The organism is Chryseobacterium sp. PTM-20240506 (assembly GCF_048296755.1).
Taxonomy (GTDB): domain Bacteria; phylum Bacteroidota; class Bacteroidia; order Flavobacteriales; family Weeksellaceae; genus Chryseobacterium; species Chryseobacterium proteolyticum.
Genome location: NZ_CP182581.1, coordinates 4,659,107 through 4,675,182, shown reverse-complemented (window position 1 = coordinate 4,675,182; position 16,076 = coordinate 4,659,107). Strand labels below are relative to the sequence as shown.

At 37.7% G+C, this 16,076-nt stretch carries 15 protein-coding genes; 6 read left to right on the top strand and 9 right to left on the bottom strand.

The annotated features are described in order from the left end of the window. Window positions 1–53 precede the first annotated feature (53 nt). The gene (locus ACNFU2_RS20990) at window positions 54–686 is read left to right on the top strand and encodes an HdeD family acid-resistance protein (protein ID WP_273647354.1); all 633 of its coding nucleotides are present in this window, start codon (window positions 54–56) and stop codon (window positions 684–686) included. Between the two features lie 44 nt (window positions 687–730). Here ACNFU2_RS20990 and ACNFU2_RS20985 read toward each other — a convergent pair whose 3' ends face one another. Both ACNFU2_RS20985 and ACNFU2_RS20980 read right to left on the bottom strand, forming a co-directional pair. Then, window positions 731–1,840 carry a 5-(carboxyamino)imidazole ribonucleotide synthase gene (locus ACNFU2_RS20985; protein ID WP_273647353.1) on the bottom strand — a complete coding sequence of 370 codons (1,110 nt, stop codon included), beginning with the start codon at window positions 1,838–1,840 and terminating at the stop codon, window positions 731–733. Window positions 1,841–2,059: 219 nt separating this feature from the next. Then, window positions 2,060–2,608, bottom strand: coding sequence for a DUF1543 domain-containing protein (locus tag ACNFU2_RS20980; RefSeq protein ID WP_172277217.1), 549 nt, complete (start codon window positions 2,606–2,608; stop codon window positions 2,060–2,062). A gap of 87 nt (window positions 2,609–2,695) precedes the next feature. Between ACNFU2_RS20980 and ACNFU2_RS20975 the strand changes: the two genes are divergently transcribed. Together ACNFU2_RS20975 and ACNFU2_RS20970 are read left to right on the top strand one after the other, a co-directional pair. Next, on the top strand, window positions 2,696–3,526 hold the full coding sequence (locus ACNFU2_RS20975; protein ID WP_172277214.1) for a sulfite exporter TauE/SafE family protein: 831 nt from the start codon (window positions 2,696–2,698) through the stop codon (window positions 3,524–3,526). Then, the gene (locus tag ACNFU2_RS20970) at window positions 3,523–3,906 is read left to right on the top strand and encodes a DUF1634 domain-containing protein (RefSeq protein ID WP_172277211.1); all 384 of its coding nucleotides are present in this window, start codon (window positions 3,523–3,525) and stop codon (window positions 3,904–3,906) included. Before ACNFU2_RS20975 ends, ACNFU2_RS20970 begins: the two co-directional genes overlap by 4 nt. A 6-nt stretch (window positions 3,907–3,912) precedes the next feature. On the opposite strand, the gene ACNFU2_RS20965 is transcribed toward ACNFU2_RS20970, so the two are convergent. Continuing rightward, window positions 3,913–4,290: a VOC family protein gene (locus ACNFU2_RS20965; protein ID WP_273647352.1), complete on the bottom strand. Its 378-nt coding sequence runs from the start codon at window positions 4,288–4,290 to the stop codon at window positions 3,913–3,915. Window positions 4,291–4,296: 6 nt separating this feature from the next. Further along, on the bottom strand, window positions 4,297–4,743 hold the full coding sequence (locus ACNFU2_RS20960; RefSeq protein WP_273647351.1) for a nuclear transport factor 2 family protein: 447 nt from the start codon (window positions 4,741–4,743) through the stop codon (window positions 4,297–4,299). 86 nt (window positions 4,744–4,829) lie between these two features. On the opposite strand from ACNFU2_RS20960, the gene ACNFU2_RS20955 reads away from it, so the two are divergent. Beyond that, on the top strand, window positions 4,830–5,957 hold the full coding sequence (locus tag ACNFU2_RS20955; RefSeq protein WP_273647350.1) for an endonuclease/exonuclease/phosphatase family protein: 1,128 nt from the start codon (window positions 4,830–4,832) through the stop codon (window positions 5,955–5,957). Between the two features lie 94 nt (window positions 5,958–6,051). On the opposite strand, the gene ACNFU2_RS20950 is transcribed toward ACNFU2_RS20955, so the two are convergent. Beyond that, on the bottom strand, window positions 6,052–6,828 hold the full coding sequence (locus ACNFU2_RS20950) for a zinc ribbon domain-containing protein (protein ID WP_172277199.1): 777 nt from the start codon (window positions 6,826–6,828) through the stop codon (window positions 6,052–6,054). Between the two features lie 2 nt (window positions 6,829–6,830). After that, window positions 6,831–7,928, bottom strand: a complete 1,098-nt coding sequence (locus tag ACNFU2_RS20945) for a Nif3-like dinuclear metal center hexameric protein (protein WP_273647349.1) — start codon at window positions 7,926–7,928, stop codon at window positions 6,831–6,833. A gap of 61 nt (window positions 7,929–7,989) precedes the next feature. Here ACNFU2_RS20945 and ACNFU2_RS20940 point away from each other — a divergent pair, with 61 nt between their 5' ends. Together ACNFU2_RS20940 and ACNFU2_RS20935 are read left to right on the top strand one after the other, a co-directional pair. Continuing rightward, the gene (locus ACNFU2_RS20940; RefSeq protein ID WP_172277193.1) at window positions 7,990–8,817 is read left to right on the top strand and encodes an ion transporter; all 828 of its coding nucleotides are present in this window, start codon (window positions 7,990–7,992) and stop codon (window positions 8,815–8,817) included. Between the two features lie 43 nt (window positions 8,818–8,860). Next, on the top strand, window positions 8,861–9,019 hold the full coding sequence (locus tag ACNFU2_RS20935; protein ID WP_172277190.1) for a hypothetical protein: 159 nt from the start codon (window positions 8,861–8,863) through the stop codon (window positions 9,017–9,019). 41 nt (window positions 9,020–9,060) lie between these two features. Here ACNFU2_RS20935 and ACNFU2_RS20930 read toward each other — a convergent pair whose 3' ends face one another. The 3 genes from ACNFU2_RS20930 to ACNFU2_RS20920 form a co-directional block, all read right to left on the bottom strand. Next, window positions 9,061–11,037, bottom strand: a complete 1,977-nt coding sequence (locus ACNFU2_RS20930) for a T9SS type A sorting domain-containing protein (protein WP_418123023.1) — start codon at window positions 11,035–11,037, stop codon at window positions 9,061–9,063. Between the two features lie 111 nt (window positions 11,038–11,148). Continuing rightward, window positions 11,149–13,107, bottom strand: a complete 1,959-nt coding sequence (locus ACNFU2_RS20925) for a T9SS type A sorting domain-containing protein (RefSeq protein ID WP_418123021.1) — start codon at window positions 13,105–13,107, stop codon at window positions 11,149–11,151. A 114-nt stretch (window positions 13,108–13,221) separates the two neighbouring features. Further along, a complete protein-coding gene (locus tag ACNFU2_RS20920) occupies window positions 13,222–15,891 on the bottom strand; it encodes a T9SS type A sorting domain-containing protein (protein ID WP_273647346.1) in 2,670 nt (889 codons plus the stop codon). Window positions 15,892–16,076: the final 185 nt, after the last annotated feature.

The window sequence follows — 16,076 nt, the reverse complement described above, 5'->3', positions numbered from 1 at the left end:
AACGGACTCGCCGAACACCGTATTTCAAAGTAGGCAACAAAATACTTTTAATTATGCCAAATCTATTAAAATCATTCAGAAACTCTGTAAAGCACTGGTATATCCCGCTTATACTAGGAATCCTTTTTATTGGATGTGGAGTATATGTATTTTCATCTCCCCTTGAAACCTATCTGACATTATCTCTTCTTTTTAGTGTCTCTTTTATCGTCTCGGGGATCTTCGATATCTTTTTCTCGATCAATAACGCGAAAGTATTAAATGGATGGGGCTTATATCTGGTAACGGGACTACTTTCCTTTATTATGGGAGTCTATCTGGTTTCTTATCCTCAGATTTCAATGACCATTCTACCCTTTATTGTAGGATTTACAGTGATGTTCCGTTCTTTCCAATTACTGGGTATCTCATTTGATTTGAAAGACGCCCATGTACTAAGATGGGGTAATCTTGCCATATTCAGTATCCTCGGAATTATCCTGTCGTTTATGCTTTTGGCTAATCCTATATTTTCAGGAATGTCCCTTGTAGTCCTTACCGGTTTATCATTTATTTTCGTAGGAGTAGCTTCTGTCATCTTAGCCTTTGATCTGAAGAAAATAAAGGACTATCCTTCAAAACTGGGTAATGAGCTCAAGGATAAAATAGAAAATCTTCATAATGAACTCAATGATAAAATGAGATAAAAAAATAAGAAAGACTGCTTTTCAGCAGTCTTTCTCTCAATATTTTAAGCTATTACTCTTACCATAGCCTTTACTTTGATGAGCTTTTCCATCAGTTCTTCTTTGGAGTCAGCCAGCACATTAATGTGCCCCATTTTCCTTCCCGGTTTAGTTTCGGTTTTTCCATATAAGTGAACATAAGTTTTAGGCAATTTCAGGACTTCTTCCATTCCTTCATAAATTACTTTTCCTGAATATCCTTCTGCTCCTACAAGGTTAAGCATTCCACTATAACCTAAACTTTCCGTATCCGCTAATGGAAGGTTCTTAACGACACGGTACATTTGCTCAAATTGTGAATTCGCGTTTCCTTCCTGGCTTTGGTGCCCTGAGTTATGAAGTCTCGGCGCAGTCTCATTTACCCATACTTTTCCAGCCTTATCCAAAAACAGTTCTATGGCAAAAAGCCCGGGAGAGTTTATTGCGTTCAGAAACTTTTCCGTAATTACATCAATTTGCTTTTGGGTGTCTTCGTGTAAAAAAACCGGACAAATATTAAAATCTAATAAATTTAACTTAGGATCAGCCACCATTTCTGTAACCGGAAAAGTCTTCGTTTCCCCTTTTTCATTTCTTGCAACAATCACAGACAATTCTTTATCGATATCAACAAGCTTTTCGATCACAGAAGGCTCCTTCCATAAATTTTGAAGATCTTCTTCATTTTTAATTACCTGAACACCTTTTCCATCATATCCGCCTGTATTCATCTTTTGTACAAAAGGAAGTGTCATTGTAATTTTTTCATCACTATTCCAGACAGCCTGAAATTCAGGGCTCGGGATATCATGAGCCTTATAGAATTCCTTCTGAAGAATCTTCTGCTGAATGGTTTTAATGATTGCAGAATTCGGAACAACTTTGATCCCCTGGTTTTCAAGTTCTGATAGGGCATCGGCATTTACATGCTCGATCTCTATTGTTACAACATCTTTATTTTTTCCAAAGTTCAGGACTGTTTTATAGTCATTGAAATTTCCCTGTGTAAAATTTGAAATAGTACTGCAGGGAGCATCAGAGGCAGGATCCAGCGTATAAAATTCATCATCATATTTCAATGCGCTCTGTATCAGCATTCTTCCCAGCTGACCACCTCCTAAAATTCCTATTTTCATTCTATATTTTTATTAGATATATTTTCAATTGAGACCATCCGGATCATAGGCAAATATCAAACGTTTTTCAACATTACAATACAACACCAGATCATTGATCCAAGACTTTGCAAAGATAAAAATTTTATAGCCGATTACCTAAATTTTCGTATCTCCGATCCTTGCCGTACTTAACGTGTTACGCCGGCTTAAAAGCCGGCGTAAGTGATTATGGGAAGTTTATACTTTATCTATTTTAAGATATCCTAGACCTATTGGGTTTTCCTGATTTTCCGCATCAGATTTTTCTAAAACAATGGTGTATTTCTCTTTCATTTTTTGAGGAAGGATATCATTAACGTTAAAAATATCATCGATATCCACACCGTGCTTATCGTCAACATGGCTTACAGCTCCTTCGAATCCCATTGTTTTGTAAAATTCCGTTTCCTTCACTCTCTTTATGATTTCGCCCATGGATGTTCCAACCATCAGATGTTGCTCATGGAATTCTTCAAAATATCCCCTCTTATAGCCTCCTAAATTAATAAAGAATAGTTGGTTTTCAGAAACCTGATCTGTTTTCTCAACAATTTTCACTTCATATCCATCTGCAAATCTTACCTCCTGATGGCAGTCCAGGTGGATTTTACCATCAGCCTCTTTCCAGAAGTCTTTCATATCCGGAACCAGATCCTTTAAACTTTCTGCAATTCCAAAAAACACATCGTGCTGTTCGATATTCCTGCCTGGAGGAGTGGCACCTAGGATCACGTAGAATAATTTCATTTTCATTTTTTTAGTCATACAAAAATACGTCAAATTTATCTTTTTGAAAGTTTGGCAGAAAACTGCAATAGTTTTATATTTGTATTCATGTCAGAAATCATTATTCTCTTCCTTGGAGCAATCTCAGCAGGCCTATTGGGCTCACTTACAGGTTTAGGAGGAGGAGTTATCATTATCCCTTTATTGACGCTTGGTTTTGGCGTCCCTATGCATTACGCAATCGGAGCTTCCTTAATATCTGTGGTGGGTACATCTTCCGGTGCCGCCGTAGCTTTTGTTAAAGAAGGATTTACCAATATGAGAATCGGAATGTTTCTGGAAATAGCAACTACAGCAGGTGCTATTGCCGGAGCTCTTGTTTCCGGAATTCTGAACCCAAATACCATCGGGATTATTTTTGCCAGTATTCTTCTCCTTACCGTAATTTTAAATCTTAAAGGAAAACCCGACCACCAGGAACCCCTGATCAAGGGAAGTTTAGAAGATAAACTTAAATTGTACGGAACCTTTCCGGATAAAGGAGTCATTAAAAAATATTCTGCGCGAAACACCATTCCTGGATTCTTTATGATGATGTTTGCCGGAGCAATGTCTGGTCTTTTAGGAATCGGTTCAGGTGCATTGAAAGTATTGGCAATGGATAATATGATGAAGTTGCCTTTTAAAGTTTCTACAACCACGAGTAATTTTATGATCGGTGTTACGGCTGTCGCAAGTTCCTTGATCTATTTTCAAAGAGGAGAAATTATCCCGGTAATTGTAGCTCCTGTTTTGGTAGGGGTTGTGGTAGGAAGCTTCATTGGGTCTAAAACATTGATGGTTTCAAAAACTAAAAAACTGAAGGTATTTTTTGCTATTGTAATTACAATCCTTTCAATCTATATGATGTATAACGGTATAAATCAAAGTTTCCGATGAGAAAAAATTTCACAGACGTTGATTTGAACCGCTCCGTAGGAAATCTCCTGAGACTTGGAGTGATTTTGTCCGTAGCTATATCCATTATTGGCTTTGTAAAACTGTTTCTGGAAGGTTTTAAAATGCCCAAAAACTATTCCTTACTGGAGACCGGTTCTTCGTCGGAAAAAGTATGGGGCCAGTTTTGGGAATCTCTCTGCAAAGGTGAAGGAATGGCCATCATTCAACTGGGAATCTTGGTTCTTATTTTCACTCCTTTAATGCGAATTGTTTTTGCATTAATAGGATACCTGAAAGAAAAAGATTACATCTATGTGATCATATCCTCAATTGTTTTAGCCATTATGGCAATCAGCTTTTTTACGGGATACGCACATTAAGCCTATTTACATTTCATAAAACTCCAAAGGAAGCCTATCCGGATCTTGTGTAAAGAAAAACTCTTTACCGGTAAATTCGTCGATCCTTATCTCCTCACATTCCAGTCCCTTTTCCATAAGTTCCTGCCGCTTTGCGCCAACATTTTCAACGGAAAATGCAAGATGCCTTAATCCGCACGCTTCGGGACGGGAAGGCCTTGCGGGAGGATCAGGGAATGAAAAAAGTTCTATCACATAATGATCTCCGATAGCAAGGTCCAGCTTATAAGATTGCCTTTCTTCACGGTATACTTCACGGATCACATTCAAACCTAAAATCTCTGTGTAAAACTTTTTAGAAACTTGATAATTGGAGCCTATAATGGCGATATGGTGAATTTTCATTGTATATTATTTCTTATTCTCGCAATTTTCCTTTCTTCTTGTATCAATGATGTACTGAATTTTCCAGCTGTTATTCTGCTTAACGAGCTGAAAGCTGTTCGCTCCGCAATGTGAAAACTTTCCCTGGTAATAAAACTGATAGGGAGTGAAAACGCTCGCCATATTGCCGTCTACAAGTACAGATGCTATGGTAATCCTTTCATCCAGATCGCCTTTAGCGGCTTTGGAAACAGCAGATATAAAACCAGGTATATCATCTGTTTTCACTACTCCTTCTTTTGTAATAGTCTGTAGAATGGCCGTTTCAGTAAATGCCGACTTTACCAGTTCCGAATCTGCATTCTTCATACCTGCGAACAAATCCCTGATAGGTTTCTCAATGTCCGGGTTCTGGAGTTGCTGTCCAAAGCAGAATGTACTTAAAAAGCATACAACTGCGAAAATTTTATTCATAGTATTGATTCAAAATATAACAGAATAAAAGTAAGAAAAATCTGACTCAAACTTCATTTATTTCACACTAAAAAAGATGATTTCATTTGAATTCTTGTAAAAAAGGATTATTTTTAGCCATCTATTTTTATAACATGTGGAGTGCTTATTTGATCTTAACCGGCCTGCTGGTTCTATTGACATTATTACCTAAAATTCAAAACCAGCATTGGATATTTCGGGTTCCTGAGTTTGGAAAAATTCAAATCACGTACTTTATTGTGCTTACCTTCCTCTTAGGATTTTTCTTTAGATCAGCCGAATATTTCTGGTATTTCCAGGGCACTCTTTTTATCTTATTTGTACATCATGGGGTAATTCTTGTAAAGTATACTCCTCTCTACAGAGTAAGGAAACATCAGAGGGGCAAGCGGTCCTCTCAAAAATTACATTTCATTTCTGCCAATGTCTATCAGTTCAATACGGAATATGACAAGTTTATCGGTCTTATCAACCGAAACAAGCCGGAAATGTTCCTTACCATGGAAAGCAATGGAGTTTGGGAAAATGCATTAAGAGCTTTAGAAAAAGACTACCCCTATCATCATAAGGTAACCTTGGAAAATACTTATGGGATGCATTTTTATTCTAAAATTCAGATCAAAAATTCCACTACACATTATTTTGTAGCTGAAGATATTCCAAGCATTGAAATCCATTTAGAGACAGAAGACGGCTTCTCTTTTGTTTTTTTCGGGGTTCATCCACCGCCTCCCAGCCCAACGGAAGAAGCGACATCAAAGGAGCGGGACGGCGATCTCCTGAGCATTGCAAAACGCGTGAAAGATATCACTGAACCTGTACTTGTCGTTGGTGATTTTAATAATGTTGCCTGGTCAAGGTCTTCTATACTGTTCAGAAAAACAAGCCACCTTATTGATCCGAGAATCGGACGTGCCTTTGTTCCAACCTTCCACGCCAGATACCAATTACTGAGATTCCCTATCGATTTAATGTTTCATAGTGAAGACATCTTTATTAAAGAACTTAAGACCCTAGACAATTTTGGCTCGGACCACCTACCGGTATATTGCGAATTCTTTATCGATCATCATAATACGGGTCAGGAAGAAAGAATAGAAGTTGCTGACGCCGAAGAAAAAGCTGAGGCTGAAGAAATGATCATCGAGGGGAAAAAAGAAGATGGTGACCGGGATGCTGTTGTTACAGAATAATATGTTTATCTATAGCAAGCGCATTCTTCGATTAAATAGAATAAAAAAAACTGTTTCATTTCTGAAACAGCTTTTATATCAAAGTAAACGATGATTAAAATTTAATCACAGATTTCATTTTTTCGTTTTCTTCCATTACCAATTCATCATCAACAAGGATTTTTCCTGAATGTTCATCGATAATGATTTTCTTTCTCTGAGCGATTTCCATCTGTTTTTGTGGAGGAATTGTAAAGAAAGATCCTTTCGGAGCACCTCTTTCTAAACCTACCACAGCTAATCCGTTGATAGAGTTCGTTCTGATTCTGTTGTAAGAAGCTAGTAATCTTTCATCAATCTTACCTGCAAATTCTTTAGACTGCTCAATTAAATAATCTTCCTCTTTCTGAGTTTCAGAAACTAAACCTTCCAATTCTTCTTTTTTGAATTTAAGGTGGTTTTTAAGATCGTTAATTTTTGAATTCAGTTCTTCCAGAGTCTCATTTTTATGAGTGATCTTGATCCCAAATTCTTTAATTCTTTTTTCCGCAAGTTGGATTTCAAGATCTTGGAATTCAATCTCCTTACCTAAAGCTTCAAACTCTTTATTGTTTCTTACGTTATCTTGTTGAGATTTGTATTTCTCAATTAGAGTTTTCGCATGGTTAATTACTTCATGCTTTGTTTTGATCTGATCTTCCTGATCCTTAATTTCTGCATGAAATTTTTCAGCTCTTTTTTCAAGCCCTTCTATCTCGATTTCAAGATCTTCAACCTCAATTGGCAATTCTCCTCTTGTATTTCGGATTTCATCCAATCTTGAATCTATGATTTGTAAATCGTATAAAGCTCTTAATTTCTCTTCAACTGAAATATCGTTGGTTTTTGCCATATCTAAAGGAAATAATTTACTGGGTTTGTTTTTTCGTTGGATTTTGAGATTGCAAATGTACTAAATTTTTGTGACAAAATTTCAAATAATTGTTTTACAACCCATTGTTCTGATTCATAATGTCCTATATCACAAATCAGCATTTTAGATTCTGCTAAAAAAAAATCGTGGTATTTAACGTCTCCGGTCAGGTAGGCATCACATTTTTTAGATAATGCGGATTTTATTCCACTCGCTCCTGAGCCTCCTAAAACACCCACTCTTTTAATCTTTTTATTAGTAAGCCCTGAATGTCTGATCATTTCAAGATTAAATTTCTCCTTAACAAAACGTAAAAAGTCCTCCTCATTCATTGCTTCTTCAAACTCTCCATACATTCCCAATCCTGAATACTGGTTTTCATTGTCCAGACTATAGATCTGGTAGGCTACTTCCTCATATGGATGTGAAGATTTCATAGCAGAAATAATCTGATTTTGTTTATAGCCTTCAAAAATTACAGAAATCATATTTTCATCTGCATTTTCCCTGATATTCTGCTTTCCTGAAAATGGATTCGAGCCCTCAATTGGTCTGAAAGTTCCATTGCCATTAATACTGAAACTGCACTCATCATAGAAACCAATATTTCCTGCCCCGGCAGAGAAAAGAGATTCTTTTACTTTTTCAGCATGGTCTTTGGGAACAAATACGGTAAGTTGTTTCAGATTATCTTTCTTCGGCTGAAGGATTTTCATTTCTTTTAATCCCAACTGGTTGCATATTCCTGCATTAACCCCAAAAAAATCATTATCAAACGCAGTATGAATTGCATAGATCGCAACCTTATTCTCGATGGCTTTTAAAACAGCCCTTTCAACATAGTTTTTCCCGGTAAGAGATTTTAACCCTGAAAAAATAATCGGATGAAAACATACGATCAGATTTAATTTCTTTTGAATAGCTTCTTCTACAACATTCTCTAAAGCATCGTGACATACTAAAATACCACTCACCTCCCGTTCCGGAACCCCGCACAACAACCCTACATTATCAAAGTCTTCTGCCTGTTGTAAGGGAATACGTTTTTCTATTTCCGAAATTACTTCTCTTATTGTCATTTATTATGTATGTTTGCTACGAAAATAGGGATAATTTCTTAAATTAGAAAAAACTCAAAGTATGGAAAAAGAACACAATCTTGTCCCGGAGGATACATTATGGAAAAGATTTCTTTATCGTGTTATTTACCGTTCCGATACCAGATTGGGAAAGCTTTTCGATATTATATTGTTGGCATTAATCCTTGTCAGCACACTTATCATTATGATGGAAAGTGTTCCGAAGCTGGACCAAAGATTCCATCTTACATTTATTGTTTTTGAATGGATCATTTCTTTATTTTTTTCCGCAGAATACCTGCTGCGTATTATGGTCGTAAAAAATAAGAAAAATTATATCTTCAGCTTCTTTGGAATTATAGATTTTCTTGCCCTGGTTCCTTTCTACCTCAGTTTTTTCTTTCCGGTAACCAAATATTTCCTGATATTCAGAATGTTGAGAATGTTAAGGGTGTTTAGAATTTTCAATTTACTGGATTTTATGAATGACGGATATCTCATTGTACGGGCATTGAAAAACAGTTCAAGAAAGATCTATATTTTCCTGTTGTTCCTTATCATTTTTTCGGTGATTGTAGGTTCTTTGATGTTTATGGTGGAAGGAGGAAGAACCGGTTTTGAAACCATTCCCCAATCTATTTACTGGGCTGTGGTTACAGTAACTACAGTAGGTTACGGAGATGTTTCACCCATTACACCTATGGGAAAATTTTTTGCAGTTATACTGATGCTTGCCGGCTACTCTATTATTGCTGTACCCACCGGTATTGTAACGGCAGAGATGAGGAATAAAAGACAAAACCTGGAAAAGATCTGCGAACGTTGCGGAAATGAAGATATTGATGATGATGCGAGGTATTGCAAACAGTGTGGCAAGAAATTAGCTTGATATCATTTATCAAATTAATCTATTAACCCAATACCACAAAATCATGGAACCAAAAAAGAAAAACAAGCCCAATAGTTTAGTTATTATTCTTTTTGCTTTAGTTGCATTAATGATCATTATTTATTTTATACTAGCTATGTTCTTCCCTACTGTTTTTGAACATATGAGTACAGGTGATATACAACCTGTTCCTAATAAATAAAAAAGGTGGCTGATGCCACCTTTTTTGTTGAATATAAATTCTTATTTCTTAATTACTTTGGTCGTCTTTTTAGAGCCGTCCTTCATTTCAAGAGTAACCAGATACAATCCTGATTTCAGATCCTCCAAATGAATTACCGTATCTGGGCTTACGATCATTTTAACCAATCTTCCTGAAACATCTGATACAGAAATAGATTTAACGTTATCAATATCTGCAATGTTCAGAACATCAGTAAACGGATTCGGATAAATTCCACTGGCTTTTTTAATTAAAGCAGGAGTTGAAATACCTGAAGCATGTCTATCTGAACTCTCTTTATTGATATTGATCGTAAACGCTCCTTCGAGCTCATCTGTATACTCGCTATAATATCCTACATTCACATAATAAACAGTTCCGGATATAGTTGGAACAGACAATGTTTCAGTCTCTCCATCTGCCATATTATCTACAGTATCCACACATACTAAACTGCCGCATGTTCCACTGAAAACACCAATCTGAGGATCGAAATCACTTCCTGAAGGCATACTCACGGTAATATTAACTGTTTCTCCGTCACCAACAAATGTGAACCATGTTCCATCATTCATTCCACTTTCACAAGCGGTGATAAATCCTTCGTTATTTGTTGCACCACCTCCGTCAGTCTGCACATAAGTATAAGGGAAAGAAGATGCCAGCAGAGCTCCTGAACATTCGTCATTAGCCGGTGCCGGTGGAATACTTCCGACACAGATGTCAAAGCTTTGATTGCTTCCTGTTCCATAGTAGCTGTAAACTCTGATGTAATAAGTTTGTCCTATAGTTAGCCCGGAAACAACAGCTGACGTAGGATCCGAACAAAGAATGCTGGATAAAGTACCACAAGATCCGCTAAATACCTGGAAATAAATATCATCATCTTCTTCTGTACCGATAGAAGTTATATTCAGAAGAGAGATTTTCTGGCTTGTTCCTGTCGCTACAAATTTAAACCACACGTCATCATCAGGATTACCATAGCAAGGAGCAGCAGCAATTCCTGAAGCCGTAGCTCCTAGTGTATAACCTGATGTTATTGTTCCACAATTGAGATCAGGATTCACCGTTAAGGTTACTGCTCCTATACAGTTATCATTCAGAGGAACCGGAGGGGCTGTTTTAAATTTCACTTCAGCGCATCCTGAAGATTCACCGGCCGCTGATACAGAAACCACCCGTAAATAATAAGTAGTATTTACACTTAATAAGGTAGGAACAGCAAAACTAGCAGCACTTACAGATTGTTGATTGATGATTTGTGTTCCACCAGGAGTTGTACCTATGGAAACTTTATATCCTGTAGCTCCTGCAACCGGGTTCCAGAGAATGGTAGGTAACAATGGAATAAACACGGCGTTATTTGTCGGATAAGTTACTGACGGACAAACGGGAACAGGTTTTGGTGTTAATCCGTTGATTGTAATGGCCGATTTAAAGGAAGCCTGATGCCCTACAGGAGGATAAACAGGATTCGGATCGGTCCCATCATTTCTGAAATAAAGAGTAGAATTAGGAGCTGAAGGATACACATGCATAATCTCGTCCCCATTATCATCATAATCGGCTGAATTTTCATCAACAGCAACCACAAGGTTATCTGTATTATTATAATGAAAAGGTGTCGCAAAAGTGATGTTGATAACTCCATTTACATTAGTAACTGTTCCGGCATACACCTGAGTCAGTCCGGAAACAGGGATCCAATCGGATTCGGTGTCGAAACTGGATTTTGTGGTAAGCCCTAAATAGACCACCCAATCTGAAGAATTAACCATTGACATCGACGGATTACTATAAAATGTAAGCCCTGTTATATTCCCTGCCGCGTCAGCATTAATTTCCTGTTTTGAGAAAATCTGCTGCACATAGGAATATCCATAGTATGTACTGATCGGAGCTGGTCCTACATCAGTACTCCCTGAGCCCAAATTGATTTGAGCATTCAACACCATGCCTAAAAACAATAAGCATGAAAGTAAAATTTTTTTCATAAATATAATGTTTGGTATTAGACCACTAATTTACCAATAATACAGCAAGCATCGAAGAAAAATGACAGCTAAAATTTAGCTGTCATCAATATTTATGGATAAAATCGGATTCTATTTTTTAATTGCTTTGATCGTTTGTTTAGATCCGTCTTTCATTGTTAATGTGACCAGATATAGACCTGATTGAATATCAGCCAGATGAATAACCGGACCAAGATTATCAATTGTTTTTATCCATCTTCCGGAAATATCAGTAACCGTAACGGATTTTACATTAGCAATGTCAGAAATATTCAAAATATCCGAGAAAGGATTCGGATAAACACTGATTACTTTCTTATTTCCTGCTACTTCAGAGGTTCCAAGATTATTTTTTGCTATATTAATCGTGAAAGTTCCTTCCATGTTATCCGTGAATCCACTATAATTACCCACATTTACATAATATGTAGTACCAGGCTGAGTAGGTATTGATAGAGTTTCTGTTCCTCCGGAGCCATTATTATCTACTGTATCAACACATGCAAGGCTTCCACATGTTCCACTGTAAACACCGATCTGAGGATCAAAATCACTACCTGCAGGCATTGTAACAGTAATATCAAATGTTGCACCATCACCGGTAAATGTAAACCAGGTACCATCATTCATACTATCGGAACATACAGTTACAAATCCGCCATTATTTGTTGCACCACCTCCGTCAGATTGTACATAAGTATAAGGGAAGGCTGACGCCGTCAACGCTCCGGAACAATCATCATTGGCTGGTGGCGGTGGCATTGTACCTACGCAGATATCAAAACTTTGATTGGATCCTGTATCGAAATAACTGTAAACCCTCACATAATAGGTATCTCCAACAGTAAGTCCGGTTAAAACTGATGATGTATCATCGGAACATAGAATGCTCGACAATGTACCACAGGCACCGCTAAACACCTGGAAATAGGTATCATCATCATTGGTAGTTCCTACAGAAACCACATTCAGGAGTGATATTTTATGCGTTGTAGCAGTAGCAACAAATTTAAACCATACATCATCATCAGGATCGCCATAACATGGATCAGGAATTAAGCCTGAATCTGTTGCTCCCAAAGTATATCCTGCGGTTACAGCACCACAATTAAGATCCGGATTTACTGTTAAAGTAATCGCTCCCGCACAATCGTCATTCGATGGAGCTGGCGGAGAAGTCTTAAATGTAATTTCTGTACATCCTGAAGATTCACCGGCCGCTGATACTGAAACTACCCGTAGATAATAATTGGTATTAGCACTTAAAGGTGGAGCTGGAGTAAAGCTATTGGTCGCTACAGATTGTTGATTCACCACATCAGTTCCTCCCGGAGTTGTTCCTATAGAAACCTTATAACTTGTCGCTCCCGATGTATTATTCCAGTTGATGGTAGGTGATAATGGGATGAAGGTTGAATTATTTGAAGGATATGTTATGACAGGACAGGCAGCAATTGGATTTGCCGTTAATCCCAGAAATGTAATTACCGATTTATAATCTGCCAAATCTCCTGCCGAAGGTGAAGCCGGATCAGGATTGTTGCTGTCATTTTTATAAAACAAAGTAGAATTTGCGGCACCGGAATAAACATACATTGCCTCATCATTATTATCATATCCCGGCGAATTTTCTTCTGCAGCTACGACTAGATTATCCGTATTGTTATAAGGAAATGGTGTTGTAAAAGTAACTTCCACCACTCCGTTAGCATTGGTAATTGTTCCTGCATATACCTGAGTCAGCTGAGAAACCGGTATCCAGTCTGTATCTGAAGTAAATCCTGATTTTGAGGTATGCCCGAGATATACCACCCAGTCGGATGAATTTGCCAAAGACATCGAAGGATCCAGGTAGAACTTAAGTCCCGTAATGTTTCCTGCTGCATTTGCATTGATTTCCTGCTTAGGGTAAATCTGCTGAACATAGGAATATCCGTAATAGCTACTGATCGGAGCTGTACCAACGTCAGTGCTTCCAGCGCCCAAATCAATCTGGGCGTTTAGTGCCATGCTTACAATCAAGAAACATGAGAGTAAAAATTTTGCCATAAAATAACAGTTTTAGTGTTTAATATACTAATTTACTAATAATATAATGAATAAAATAAAAAAATGACAGCTAATATCTTAGCTGCCATCATTATTTATAAATCAAATCGAATTCTATTTTTTGATCGTTTTAATCGTTTGTTTAGAACCATCTTTCAATTCAAGTGTAATCAGATACATTCCTGAATTCAATTCTCCTAACTGAAGAACCGAAGTAGGGTTCGCAATTGTTTTTACTAATCTTCCTGCCACATCAGAAACAGAAACAGATTTCACTTTAGAAACATCAGAAATGTTCAGCACATCTGCAAATGGATTAGGATAAACTTTAATCGTATTCTTAGCATTAGCTACTTCTGAAGTTCCCAGACTCGGATCCAGCATATAGCTGATATCATCTATAAGAACACTATTGGCAGGAGTTCCTGTATGTTTAAATACAAGCTTGTTAACACCAGCCGGCACTCCCGTAATACTAAGTTGGTAATCATCAGCAACCGTTACACTTGTAGAAGTATACGTTCCCAATACTACAAAAGTTGAAGTATTAGCAGGATCTGTTAAATAACCGATCTGAACAACTCCTCCGGCAGTATAATTTGCTCTTGCCTTAAATTTAAGGATGTAGTTATTAGACTGTAGATTCGCAATTTCAGGAGTCGCTAACATTCCTGTACTTGAGCCACTTGTATAAAGGTACAATGCATTAGCCCCACTGATTATAGCACCAGTATTTGCACTCGTATAAGCCATTACTTTCGCATAACTAACGGTAGAACCTATACTTGTCCAGCATGGAGGAAGACTTCCTTCCGCTGTTGAATCAAAGTTTTCAGTCAATGTTTGTGATGTAATACAAGCAGTTGTAAATGTTGCCAATTGAGACCATGCACTTTTATCTGAAGAACTACATACTGAACGCACCCAAACATAATATACGGTAGCTGCAGTAAGATTATTTAAATCAGCTGTAACCGTAGTACTCGTTCCCGATGCTTGAGTAGTAGCAGTTGGAGCCGTGTTAGAAGTAGAATAATAATACTCATAACCACCGGCAGGTACAGTAGCAGGAGCAGTCCATGAAATCGTTGCTGTAGTAGCCGCTACATTCGATACTACTAATGCAGAAGGCTCAGCACAAGTCGGTGTAGCATCAATAACGATATTATCTACGTACAATCTGTTCATATCAGCATCTGAGTATGCATTAAATCCAAAATAATACACTCCGGAAGCTGCAGGAACAAAATCTACGGTTGCAGAAATTGGTGTAGTACCATTGGTTACATTAGGGTAATCTGCTAATACGTTGGTCATTGAAGCACTGGATTCAGCAGTACCATAAGCTACTTTCAGTTTTTCAGGATATGTAGTACCACTTGCATTTCCATAGATGTATTTTATTCTGTAAGATACTCCCCCTGTAAGGTTAATACCTTGTGTATAAAACCATGCGTTAGCAGCATTTGAACTATTATAAGTGTAGTTAAGAACCTTAGTATTGAACCCTCCTCCCGCAGAAGAATAGGTTGTCCAGTTATTACCATTCCCTGCATTTTCAATAGAAGTACAAGCCGGCAATGCAGGAGTCGATACACTTTCGAAATTCTGAGAGTAAGGAATGTTGGTTGGTCCACAAATCGTAGAGAAACTTCTTTCTGTACAAGATGACGACGTACTGGTTGGGCTGTAGGAATTTACAGTGTAATAATAAGTACTGCTTAATGTTAATGGAGTAGTAAATGTATATGTAGTCACATTTCCTAAATCCAGATTATTCAGGATATCTGTTCCACCTGGTGTAGTTCCTACAGTAAGTTTATATCCTGTAGCAGAATTTACCGCACCCCATGTAATGGTAGGAGTTAATGGCTGTCCAATAGCCCCTGCAGATGGTGCAGATACAGTCGGGCAAACTACTGCGCGTGTTGTGAAAGAAGTACTTGTACATCCGGATGCCGATCCAATATTATTCTTCGGAATTACTGTTACATAATACAACGTTGAATAATTCAGCGCTGAAGTATTTGGAATGGTATAGCTGGTTACTGCACCTACATCAAGACCATTTACAACATCAGTTCCCCCTGCTGTTGTTCCGATATTTAATGTATACCCTGTTGCAAAGGCAGCAGAAGCCCAGGTAATAGTTGGTGTTACCGAGATTCCTGTTGCTGCATCGGCAGGAGCTGAAATCTGAGTACATGAAGGCGCATTCGTTAAGGTCTGAGCTAGCTGGACATCATCAAACCCCATATAGAAGTCTCCGGTAGATGTACTTGTGCTTTTCAGTCTGAACTTAAAGCTTGCCCCTGTTGGGATAGTTCCCGCAGGAATTGTTCCTGAAACGGTCGTACATGGAATCGGGGTTCCGTTAGGACTATCAAGAACCACAGGCGCTAGGATATCAACCCATGTCGTCCCTCCATCTACAGAGTAATCAGCAGCTACACTTCCGCTAACGGCACCTGAAGTACTATACCCTTTCGCAAGGTATTTGAAAGAATACGTAAGCGCAGTTGCATTAGAAGTTGTGGAAGAATAGGTCAAATTCCAACCTGTGTAGGTAGATCCATAAATATTCTTATAGACCGCTTTGCTCCCGACACAGGCCGTACCCGCACTTGTCCCATACCCTCCAGGTGTGGAACTCGTCCCTGATCCGGTCGTTGTACTGGCCCATCCTGAAGGCAAACTTGAGCCTTCGAACCCCTCAGTAACTAAAATCTGTGCAGATGCCCCTATACCAAGAGCCATCATACACGTGAGTAGAAGTTTTTTCATATATGGTAGAAAATTTAAATTGGACGGTAAATGTAAATAATATTTCAATTAAATTCAATAAAAACTTAAAATCGTTATTAAATAAGACACCTTTTAACCAATTTTATTAAACAAAACCAAACAATCATTTAATTTTATTTAAAAACTCAACAAATATTGAATTAAATTAAATTTCTAATAATCAA